An 11352-nucleotide genomic window follows, 5' to 3' on the forward strand; every position below is an offset into this window, starting at 1 on the left:
CCGTTGGGACTAACGGTTTCTGGCTGTGGAGGATACTCGGTTACGAGTCCTGTGAAGCAGCAATTCTCAATCGTGAGGTTGGGAAGCCCTTTCTACACCGCTTGCGGTTAGGAGGGGAGGATGTCACTAGACCAAACCAGAGCGCAAGGCAACTACAGCTGCTTGGACGCGATCGTCTACTGCTAGCTTGTTCATAATGCCGCGAATGTGAGTTTTGATCGTGTTGGGACTAAGGTATAAAGCTTCAGCGATCTCAGGATTGGTTTTGCCCTCCACCATCAGCCGTAGCACGTCCAATTCTCGCTGCGATAACTGCCCCAGGTGACTCGATGGCATGGGAGGCTTGAGATGCTCGATAACTCGACGAGCAATTTGCGGGTCCAGATAAGTTGCGCCTTCTTGGGCCGCTCTAATGGCAGTCAGCAGCCGATCTACGCTAGAGCCTTTAATACAGTAAGCGTCTGCTCCACTAGAGAGGGCGGCGACAATTTCGGTCTCGGTGGTATGAGAGGTGAGAACCACTACCCGGACTTCTGGCAGGGCTGCTTTAATTTGTTGAGTCGCTGCAATGCCATCGAGTCGGGGTAAGCCGATGTCCATCACCACTAAATCTGGTTTAAGTCGGATGGCAGCGGCCACACCCAAGTAACCATCATCCGCTTGACCAACTACTTCAAATTCTGGATAGTCAGCCAACGCTTGTTCTAACCCTAACTGCATCATGGGGTCGTCTTCGACAAGCAGAATTCGTAACGGAGCGGATTGGGAGGGCAGATTCATAGAGTTTTCAGATCAGGCAAAAAAAGCCACAATGTCTTGATTGCGATCGCGTGCAGCAATTTTTGACAAGCGACGTGGTTGAGTATAAATCGATTAAATCAGCTAAAAACTGACTTATCCAGCATCAGGACACGACCTATACCATAATCTTGCCAGAGAATAGAAGGCGATCGCAGAACAAACAACACCCATTTTGGTGATCTAACTCAACTCATCCAAGTGGAGGAAGCTACTATGCTGGCGAGTAAGCCACCCTAGAGGGTAAGTTACTGGCTTCGTAGCCTAGTGGCGCGATGGCACCATTGGTTTGGCGACATCTGCTTGCCAGTTTACTTTGGCCCTGAGTTCTTGACTTGGAGCGAAGTTAGACGATGCACCCACAGTTCGTTATATTTGCTCTGCTTGGCAACCTATGCGCCTAAAGCGTCCTCAAGTTCTGCAATATTTGCTCTCGGTCGGTCTGCTGGCGATCGCCTATTTTGTCTCCGCTAAAATTTCGATTTCAGCCATTGGTCTGAATTCAGATGCCACACCGCTTTGGCCCCCCGCCGGAATTGCTTTAGCCGCTTTTTTGTTGCGGGGATCATGGCTATGGCCAGGGGTAATTTTAGGAGATTTCTTCCTCGTCCAGTCTTTGGGCGGTTCCCCGATAAATTCTGTGGTTTCTTCTGCGGGTAGTGTCGCCGAGGCAGTAGTCGCGACGATCGTATTGCGGCGCTTAGGATTTCAGCCTAATCTGGCTCGTTCGCAGGACGTTTGGGGTTTAATTGGAGCTGCCTTGTGCGTTCCTCTGATAAATGCTACCTGGAGCGCGATCATTGAGGGATCGCTGGGTACAATTCCGTGGAGCCAAGCTTGGGAAAACTGGTGGACGCTTTGGCTGGGCGATTGCATGGGCATTTTAGTCGCGGCCCCCGTCCTGTTGACCTGCCGCCAGTGGCCCTATTTGTTTCAAACGTCGCGGCAGCGGGTTGAGGGTGCTGTCTGGCTAAGCCTATTGTGTGCGGTGAGTTGGGTGGTGTTTGGCTCCCAGTCTGGGGCGGCGATCGCTCAGTACCCGCTGGAGTATTTACCGTTTCCTTTGGTAGTATGGGCCGCACTACGTTTTGGGCAATCGGGGGCTGTGCTAGCCAGCTTGGTTGTGTCTGGAATTGCGATTTTTGGTGCATTTCAAGGACATGGACCTTTTGTAGCCAAAGCCGAAACTCTGAATCAAGCAGTGCTGTTTTTGCAAGCGTTTATGGGGGTGGTGACGACCACGGCTTTGGTCTTGGCGGCGGCTGTAAATGAACGCCAACGCACCGCTGAACTATTGCAGAAAAGTGAGGCCAGTTTAGCGAATGCTCAACGGATTGCTCAGCTCGGCAACTGGGACTTGGATTGGCAGCAGCAGCAATTACGCTGGTCCGATGAGCTGTATCGCATCTTAGGGTTTCTGCCCAAAGTCTTTGCGCCAGAGCGGGCGGTAGCTCTACAGTCGATCCACCCCGACGATCGCGATCGCGTTCAGCAAACGTTAGAGCAGGCAATGGCTGAGCGTCAACCCGTCCGCATTGACTACCGAATTCTGCATCCCGATGGTACAGAGCGCTTGGTGTGTGAGCAACTTGCTTTTACGGGCCACGCTGTCACAGGAACAGTGCAAGACATTACAGAGCGCAAACAGGTAGAAGTTCAGCTCCAGGAAGCTTCGGAGCGAGTCCATGAAGCCCTGCGTAGTAGCCATTTGCTCACAGAGATTGCGCTCAAAATCCGGCGATCGCTCAATCTAGATCAAGTTCTCAATACCACCGTTACGGAAGTACGCCAATTTCTCCAGGCAGACCGCGTCTATATTGGTCATCTCGATCAGCAGGCCAAGGGCTATGTTTTGGCAGAGTCGGTGTTGGAGGCTTGGCCTTCGGTGATGTGTTTGGAATACGACGAAGAAGGTGTGCAAGAATTTCGGGCTTTGTTTGCCTCAGGCTGTAGCCGTGTGGTGGATGATGTGGCTCAGAGCCAGACAACACCCAAAATTGCTGCCTTCTATCAGCAATATCAAGTTAAGGCGAGCTTGGGAGTGCCGATTATTTTGGGCGATGAAGTCTGGGTGCTGGTGGCGAATCAGTGCGGGCATCCTCGTCAGTGGCAACCTTTTGAAGTCAACCTGCTAGAGCAATTGGCGACTCAGGTGGCGATCGCAATTCAGCAAGGGCAGCTTTACCAACAAGTGCAGACGCTCAATACCAATTTGGAGTCGCAAGTCGAAGAACGCACCGCCCAACTGCAACAAAAAATGCAGGAGTTACAAGACCTTAACCACTTTAAGGATATCTTTTTGCATGCGTTCTCCCACGATGTCCGAACCTCAATTATGGGCATGTCATTGATTTTGAAGAACTTGCAGAATAAGCCTGGAGACTCAGTTCCAGTGATGCGTTCGATGGTCGATCGCATGGTGCAAAGCAATGAACGTCAGTTGAACTTAATCAACTCCTTGCTAGAAGACCAATCGAGCGAAGGGCAACAAATCGTTTTAGCTTACGAAGCGGTACGTCTAGATGCGTTAGTCAACGATATTCTGGCCGACTTAGAACCCCTGTTGTCGCGCAACCAAGCCACGGTACAAAATCTATTGCCAGCTAATTTGCCGCCGTTGATTGCCGACCCCAATCAATTGCAGCAAGTGTTCAAAAACCTGATTACTAACGCCCTCAAGCACAATGCCCCCGGTGTACAGCTAACCCTGAGCGCTACTCTAGAAAACAGCCAAATCCGCTGTACCGTTGAAGACAATGGTGTGGGTATGGGCCGAGAGGTTTGCGATCGCCTCTTTAAGCTTTATGTCCGAGGCTTAGACAATCCGCACTTAACCGGGATTGGCTTAGGGCTTTACCTCTGTCGGCAAATCATCACGGCTCACGGGGGGCAAGTAGGAGTGGAGAGCCAGCCCGGAGCAGGTGCTAAATTCTGGTTTGTCTTGCCACTGGCAAAGCCATCTCTAGCAGGGCTGACGGCTGAGTCTGTTTACAACTCTCCTTCGCTGCGGTCTTCCATTAGTAAAATCACTCCTTGAATTTGGCCTACTACCCCTACTAAGGGTGTGCAGCTAACCCGACATTGAATCTGTCTGCCGCGACGGTTAATGGCATCAAGCAGGCTCTCTGAAGAACTATTAGCTTCACCTGCAAGACAAGTCCGGATGGGTTGTTTTAACTGCTCTACGGGTAAGCCAATGTCGATATTCAAGAAGTTTTGACCAATGGCTTCCTCGGTACGTAAGCCCCACAAATCCTCAGATTTGTAGTTCCAAGCTTGGATTTGTAAGTCCCGATTCACAACCACCACGCCACCTTTCAAGCTACTCAGGATTGCACCCAAGAAGGTATTGGCTTGGTTGAGTTCTTCGCTACTGCGTTGAAGTTCATCATTGACTGTATGGAGTTCTTCGTTAGTTGCCTGCAACTCCTCATTCATGGTTTCCAATTCTTCGTTGGTAGATTGCAGTTCTTCGTTGGTGGTTTCTAGCTCTTCGTTGCTAGATTGCAGTTCCTCGTTGGTGGTTTCTAGCTCTTCGTTGGTAGATTGCAGTTCCTCATAAGCCGTTTCTAACTCTTGGTTAGAGTGTTCGAGTTCCGCTTGCAAGTGTTTGTAGCGGGTGACATCTGTGAAGGTAACGCTAGCCCCTAGGATGGTGTTTTCTGTATCCAGTAGTGGTTCTACCTGAATGTCTAAAAAGATTCTTTCCGCTTGGGAAGCTAGCAATTCTACATCTCTGAGCATCAGCGGACGACGCTGATTATAGGCTTGCTCAATGCAAGAGCGTAACTCTACCGGACGGTAAGAAATTTCTAGATCTTGCAAAGGGCGACCCACGTCACGGGTGGTGATGTTAAAGAGTAAACGGGCTGGCTCATTTACCCAGGCCAGCGAACCGTTGGCATCAATGACAAAACAGGCTAATGGGCTGCGGTCAAAGGCCACTTCTCGCAACCGACGGTTGATGGAGTTATGACTGCTGATGTCTTCATTTCCCATTTGCATGATTAGAAGCTGCTCGCGAGAGTTCAGCCTAGGGACTTTGGTGAAAACGCGGCGCTTTAGCTCAATTGGCGTAAAAACGTTGGAATAGGTAAGCAACATTTCGGCTTTGCCTAAACACAAAAAGCCGTGATCGCGCAGGGCAAAGTGAAAACGGGCGATAATGCGGGCTTGCGTATCCGCATTGAAATACATCAAGGTATTGCGACAGATTAGCAGGTCAATCTTAGAAATAGGGGCATCTTGAATTAAATCGTGACGACCAAAAATCACCGATCGCCTTAATTCTTTACGAAAAGAGTAAGAGTTGTTTGACTGCTCAAAAAACAGCTCGATTTCTTCAGGAGATAAACCTTCTAACTCTCGCTCTAGGTAGGTGGCTTGTCGGGCTTGGTTCAGGGCTTCTTCATCGACATCGGTCGCATAAATCTTGACTCGCTCTCGAAACTGCTCCATGCCAATGATCTGAGCAATCACCATAGCGATCGTGTAAGCTTCCTGACCCGAAGCACAGCCTGCACTCCAAACCCGAATTGGGTCGCGGGCTTTTTTCAATGTCAAGATGCGAGAAATGATATCGCTGGCAATATACTCCCAAGTGGAGCGATCGCGGAAAAAGGAGGTCACATTGATGAGGAGAGTATTGAAGAGGTGATTAAACTCATCTGGGTGTACTTCTAGATAATCGAGGTAGGTGCTATACCCCTCAATGCCAACGACTTGCATCCGCTTGTTGACTCGGCGGATTAAGCTAGAGCGCTTGTAACCAGTAAAGTCGAATCCTCGACTCCGCTTAATGTAGTTTAGTAACGCTTCAAATTCAGGATTTTCACCAAAGTGGCTCATGGTTTAAGAGAAAAGCACTTAAATACTGTAGATTTTTTCAGTTGTTTCTAGTTTCGATGCCTTACAGCATCGTAGAGGAATTAGGAACTGAGCATACAGGCTAGCATTAGCACACAGCCTCATGACTTAACCTCATGACTTTGCTCTAGTAAATAGAGTAAGCGTGTTGGGTAAGCGGCTCACTCAGTTAAACCCTCTCTTGTCGCGTCAGGAGTACCCGTGACTATGACCTCAAAACCATCTAGCTCGAATACCTTTTCAGAAGAGCCGTGGCGTGGCCCAGAGGGGGGCAAACCGCAGGCCAAGAACCAGCAGCAAAATAACCAAAATAACAATGAGGAGCAGTGGCAAATTAATGAAGAACAGCGGCAGTCTAGGGAGGAGCAGCGCGAAAGTAACGAACTTCAGCGATTAAACTCAGAGCAGTGGCGTTACCAAGCAGAAGCCATTCGGGAAGTGCGGGAAGCAGCACGGCAAAACGCAGAGACAGCTAGGCGAGTTCAGGAAGAGATCCGTCATGCTGCTGAAGAGATGCGACACAGGGCAGAAGAGCTACGGCTAGCGACAGAAGCGGCTAGACAAGCGGCTGAAACAGCCCGACAAGCTGAGGAAGATGTCAGAGACGCGACAGAAATGGCGCGACAAGTAGAAGAAAAGGTGCGTCAGGCGATGCAGGAGCAGGAAAGGATTTTGGTAGAGATGCAGCAGACGGTGGAGTTGTATCGTCAAATGCGGGAAGAGTGAAGGATAGATGCCTTTAGCTTTCCCGCAGGGTGAGATCAGGGAGGGTTTAGCTGGCTTGGTCTGTTTCCCTGGCTTGAGGGCTCTGGAATAAGACTTGACGCAATAGCGAGGCGTTGTGCTCAGCTTCATGGGCTCGTTCTTGAAACTGATTTTCTGTCAGGATATGACGTTGTTGGCGGGCCTGACTCACCATGCGCCGTGCTAAAGCCGCTTTTTCTTCTAAGGCTCGGACTGCACACCATAGCGCCTGTTCTACCATATCGGCTTGCTCTGAAACTAAACTATCGAGGGAGTAAGCATGACCGACATGACAGCGAAAGCGGACTAGATTGTCATTTTGCAATTCCCAAAGCACGCCGCCACATTCGGGACAAGTGACCGCTGAAGACCTGTCAGTATACTCACCTTGCTCTAAAGCGGCTTTATCTTCAGCTACAATATCGGCTTCTTTTTCGCTCTGAGTCTTGTCGTTGGGGGTCATTGCTTTTTCCGGGATAGGTCTATCCACCAGCTTGCTTAAGATTAGGGCCATATCAGCAATCCGTAGAACATAGTCCACCTCAACGTTGTTGATGGCACTACGGGGCATGCTGTCAAATAGCGCTTCATCTGGATCTTGCGCGATCGCAATACCGTCTTGAGTTTTAATGAGTTCCAGACCAACTGTGCCATCGTCCAAGGCTCCAGACAGCACTACGCCAATGGCTCGCGGCCCATAGGCTTTGGCCACTGAGCGAAACAACGTATCAATGGCGGGTCGGTGGCCATTTTCGCGGGGACCATGACTCAGAGACAGATAACCTGGCTTGACTACCAAATGGTAATCAGGTGGGGCAATGTAAATGTGTCCTGGCAGAATTACTGCTCCATCTGCGGCGTGGCCCGCTGGTAAGGCGCTGAGACGGTTGAGGATTTTGGGCAAAACACTTCTACCGTGCGCAGGGAAGTGTACCACGACTAAGACTGCTGCCAGTAAATCAAGAGGCAAGGTTTTAACGACCTGAGCGATCGCCTCTACTCCACCCGCAGAAGCACCGATCGCAATCACGAAAGGTACATCTAAGCGGTCATGTTTGCCAGCAGACTGATTCAAAGCAGCCCTGCAACTAAAGGGATAACTTGAAAATACCAGAATTACTTGGAGAGTTTGTCCCTCTAGAGATAGCTTTAGAGCAGGCTGACTCGACGTGGCAGTTCTACCCGAAAAGTTGACCCCTGACCGAGCTGACTCTCTACGACAATTCTGCCTTGCATCAGCTTGACCAAAGAATCGGTAATGGAGAGCCCCAAACCTGTGCCACTATGCCGACGGATGATGGTTTGGTCGATTTGGCGAAAAGCCTGAAAAATATTCACCTGATCGACGGGATCAATGCCAATCCCTGTATCACTGACTGCGATCGCTACTTGCTCCTTCGACAACTCGTAAGCTTCTACCCGAATCGTGCCAGCATCCGTAAACTTAATCGCATTGGAAATCAAATTGATCAAGACCTGGCGCAAGCGGCTTGAGTCGTTGACGATCGCGATACTAGGCTGAGCGAGATGCACTTCTAAGCCCAAACGTTTTTCCATTGCTAGAGAGCGCATTTGTTCTGAGGCTGCCTGCACCAGTTGGCCCAAGTCCAACACTTCTAGCTTCATTTCCAAATGATTTTCTTTGAGCTTTGAGAAATCTAAAATTTCCTCGATCATGCTCAGTAAATGTTTACCATTTCTAAAAATGCATTCCAGCATGGCTCGTTGCTGCCGCTGCTTCTCTGGGTCAGACTGACGTAAGAGCAGATCAGAAAATCCCAAGATGGCATTCATGGGTGTGCGTAATTCATGGGATATAGTCGCCATAAACTGAGTTTTCAGGCGATCGGTCTCAGCTAAGTGCAGATTTTGCAGTTGTAACTGCTGAATTTGAGCTTCGGCTTGTTTGCGAGTGGTGATGTCTCGTATCAGCCAGCGTAGGGCAATTGCTTGGCCCGTGGAATGACAACGACCTACTTCTACCGTTAAAGCCGCATTAAAAAACCTGTCCCCTCGGCCCTGCAGCTGGACTTCCCACTCCTGCACTCGACTGATTTTGGATAGCTGATTGACGACAGAACGAAACTCCCGCCGAGAGTCTTCTGGCACAAAAGTGGCCAAAGGCTTGCCAATGAGATAGACGCGCCCAATATTGAACAACTTCATCGCTGCTTGGTTGGCTTCTTGAATCACTCCCTGAGCGTCTGTGACCAGATAGCCATCGGGGGCAGATTCAAATAATTCTACGTAGCGTTGCCGCTCCAACTCAACTGCTATTTGAGTGCGATAGAGTTCCTCATTTTGTTGGCGTAGCTCTTCTTCTGCAACGTGAAGTTCCTCTAGAGTTACCTGCAACTCTTCTAAAGATTCACTCAGGAGTTCAGGATATTTTCCAGAGTAGTTTTTAGCAGTTTCGAACAGCTTCTTGGTCTGTTGATGTATGCGATCAAGCTGCTGACCTAACATCCTCCCATCGCATTTAGCATTCATATTATCCTTGAGCAGAAATAGGGTTTTATTAAAAATGGAAAGCGCTGATTATTAAAGACGGGTACTCCCCTAGATGATAAATGCGCGACTAAGTTGAGAGCAGTTTACTAAAGTAATAAAGATCAAGGAACTGCATAAAGAAATTGATTTTCTGTTTTTCTGGTGATTCCCTTTAATAATAGTCAACTCTTACCTTTTGCTTTTCAGCCTAAAAGAAGATACTTGTAATTGATTCTTTAAAAAGCCTTGACAAAATATCAGCCTGCGATTTAACCGAGGATTCGACCGAATAGATTAACCAATTTTTACCCTGTAAAATAGGGTGTATACAAAACAAAAGGGATAGGTGAAACCTAACCCCCGTAATGCAATGCTGCTTGTAATTAAGCAATTCCAGACTAGTATTTTTTGAAAATTTGTAGGGGCTGATTCATTAAATAAGAATCATGTGAATTGACCCACAAGATTTTCTAATGTCTGGTATAAGGTAAACCTTTAAAAGTAGAGCGCGATCGCAACTTCACTCAATGCTTAGTTACTATGCTCTCTACTGCTATAGCCAATCACGGCAATTTTATGGCGATAAACCAGCTCAGCCCCGTACCAACCAGACAGACCCAACAGAACTGCCACAATCGTTGAAATGATGATCCCGGTGGGCAGAATGGCACCTGTAGGATTGCCCCAACGTAGTACGAAGTTGGCGATCGTGAGTAATAGAACTGCCACGTTTAGGGACATGTGCGCCCAACCTGCTGTACGCTTACGGACTCGCTCAATCTTCAAGAAGTCCATCATTCCAGTGATCGCAGCGACTACCCCTGAGACTAAGCCAATTCCCAGCAACCAAAAAGAAGCTCTAGCCCAGAACGCATCCTGGGTTAACCAATAACCCAGATCGCTACCTGCTGCCAGTACTAAGACCGCAATGGGAATAGTGACAATGAGGGGATGTAGAGGATGGCCCGCGATCGCCACAGTACTGACAATGCCATTATCGCGGTAATCACTTTCTTCGCTCTCAATCACAGGGGGAATGTTGGGGGTCTGTACCATCGTCCGTCTCCTTGAGTTCAACTGCTAATGATCACAACTCAGCGTCTAACCGGGTCTAACTAGGGATATTTCACTTGGACAAGCGGGTTACAGATCACACCATTGAGGAGCCTGGGATCTGTAACCAAGTTCAAGTATTTAGCTATCTCCCGAGGGGAATTGCTCCACATGAGCATTTGCTTCCAAAATTAAGCGTCCTTCTTGCACATCTAACTGCTTCACCCGGAGGGACATCCCCTCCAGCTCAAAGTTGCGTAAATCCAAGAGAGAGCTAGCTTGCTCTAGTAGGGCATTGCTTAACTCTGGTGACAGTCCTTCTCCTTCGGAGTACTGCACATCTTCTAGAGCAATGCGCTGACCCCCATCAACCACTTGGGGTTTGGCGGTAAAAGCAACCTGTTTGACTTCACCAGAGTTTTGTAGCTTAATGACAGCGCTGATGGCAAACTTATCATCCCCAGGTAAGCAGAACCCAACTTGCTGAGCGTCTACAGTTGTTTGTTGACCATCAACGGTAACAGGTAAGTTCTGTAACTTCTCACGAATAAAATTCGAGTTGAAGGCACGATTCATATCTTCTGCGGTCAAGACCACATGAGCCTCTGCCTCAGTGGGTCGCTGTAGCTCAATTTTGCCAAAGGCGAGACTGAGAGGATTGATTGCAATGCTGCCAGTTTTGATCTGCATTTCTTCCATGCGCAGATCTTGCTGCATTACCATCCCTTTGCCTTCGATTTCCACCGAATCCACTTGTCCCTGCATGACCTTCAGTGGATCGGTGCGGATATCAACATTAATATCTTCTACTTCATCAAGTTGGCTAGAAATACCTGCTTCTGCCACCTTGCTAATGGCTTGCTCTCCCAGATCTGGCATATTTAAGTGCTGCTTTAAAAATTTCGGAGTGTTCGCCCTCACTCTAGGGCATCCCCTAGAATTGATGTATCTACACCGCGATAGAGAGCCGAGATCAGGCTGTATCTACCTTGCGATTACTGAGCTGTCAGGGCTATATCCATCACACCATCCATCACACCTTGGATCTCTGATTCGTTCAGTAAAATAGTGGCTTCAGCACCAATACGACCCATCTCTGGTTCAGGCCCCAGTTCCATTTCTATGGCATAAATCCAAGTTTGGGCGTAGGGCTGGCAGCATTTGATAGTGCCACAACCCCCCAAAAAACAGACTCCCTGATGTAGATGAAATCGGGGCTGAATGGCTGTTGCATTGGCTTGAAGTGCGATCGCCTGCTGCCACGTTGGCTCAAGCCTAGTAGTCAGTCAATTATTAGTTGACGGGTAAAGTCGATGCAGTTTTATCCTGGCATCTGCGGTCGTAAATCGCCAATCAATCCAGGTCTTCTCTTGATTGCGCTCCTCTTGCCAAGCTTCTACT

The 11352-nt window shown here is 48.8% G+C and carries 9 protein-coding genes; 2 read left to right on the plus strand and 7 right to left on the minus strand.

Annotation, left to right across the window (positions count from 1 at the left end; translation table 11 throughout):
* Nucleotides 1–126: 126 nt before the first annotated feature.
* Nucleotides 127–780 (minus strand): response regulator transcription factor, encoded by a 654-nt coding sequence (locus KME12_27180; GenBank protein ID MBW4491446.1) that lies wholly within the window; start codon nt 778–780, stop codon nt 127–129.
* 412 nt (nt 781–1192) lie between these two features.
* Here KME12_27180 and KME12_27185 point away from each other — a divergent pair, with 412 nt between their 5' ends.
* Complete coding sequence (locus KME12_27185) at nt 1193–3835, plus strand: MASE1 domain-containing protein (protein MBW4491447.1); 2643 nt, start codon at nt 1193–1195, stop codon at nt 3833–3835.
* Here KME12_27185 and KME12_27190 read toward each other — a convergent pair.
* Nucleotides 3787–5646, minus strand: a complete 1860-nt coding sequence (locus KME12_27190; GenBank protein MBW4491448.1) for a PAS domain-containing protein — start codon at nt 5644–5646, stop codon at nt 3787–3789. The genes KME12_27185 and KME12_27190 overlap by 49 nt on opposite strands.
* A gap of 225 nt (nt 5647–5871) precedes the next feature.
* On the opposite strand from KME12_27190, the gene KME12_27195 reads away from it, so the two are divergent.
* Nucleotides 5872–6390, plus strand: a complete 519-nt coding sequence (locus KME12_27195; GenBank protein ID MBW4491449.1) for a hypothetical protein — start codon at nt 5872–5874, stop codon at nt 6388–6390.
* 46 nt (nt 6391–6436) lie between these two features.
* Here the strand turns inward: KME12_27195 and KME12_27200 are convergent, their stop codons facing one another.
* The 5 genes from KME12_27200 to KME12_27220 all read right to left on the minus strand — a co-directional run bounded on the left by KME12_27200 (nt 6437) and on the right by KME12_27220 (nt 11174).
* The gene (locus KME12_27200) at nt 6437–7438 is read right to left on the minus strand and encodes a chemotaxis protein CheB (GenBank protein MBW4491450.1); all 1002 of its coding nucleotides are present in this window, start codon (nt 7436–7438) and stop codon (nt 6437–6439) included.
* A 119-nt stretch (nt 7439–7557) separates the two neighbouring features.
* Nucleotides 7558–8874: a PAS domain S-box protein gene (locus KME12_27205; protein ID MBW4491451.1), complete on the minus strand. Its 1317-nt coding sequence runs from the start codon at nt 8872–8874 to the stop codon at nt 7558–7560.
* A gap of 555 nt (nt 8875–9429) precedes the next feature.
* Entirely contained in the window at nt 9430–9954 is a 525-nt protein-coding gene (locus KME12_27210; protein MBW4491452.1) for a DUF2231 domain-containing protein, read from the minus strand.
* Nucleotides 9955–10092: 138 nt separating this feature from the next.
* Nucleotides 10093–10830 carry a DUF2993 domain-containing protein gene (locus KME12_27215; GenBank protein MBW4491453.1) on the minus strand — a complete coding sequence of 246 codons (738 nt, stop codon included), beginning with the start codon at nt 10828–10830 and terminating at the stop codon, nt 10093–10095.
* A gap of 116 nt (nt 10831–10946) precedes the next feature.
* Entirely contained in the window at nt 10947–11174 is a 228-nt protein-coding gene (locus KME12_27220; protein ID MBW4491454.1) for a hypothetical protein, read from the minus strand.
* Nucleotides 11175–11352 lie beyond the last annotated feature (178 nt).

Origin of the sequence: Trichocoleus desertorum ATA4-8-CV12, from assembly GCA_019358975.1 — a bacterium.
Taxonomy (GTDB): domain Bacteria; phylum Cyanobacteriota; class Cyanobacteriia; order FACHB-46; family FACHB-46; genus Trichocoleus; species Trichocoleus desertorum_A.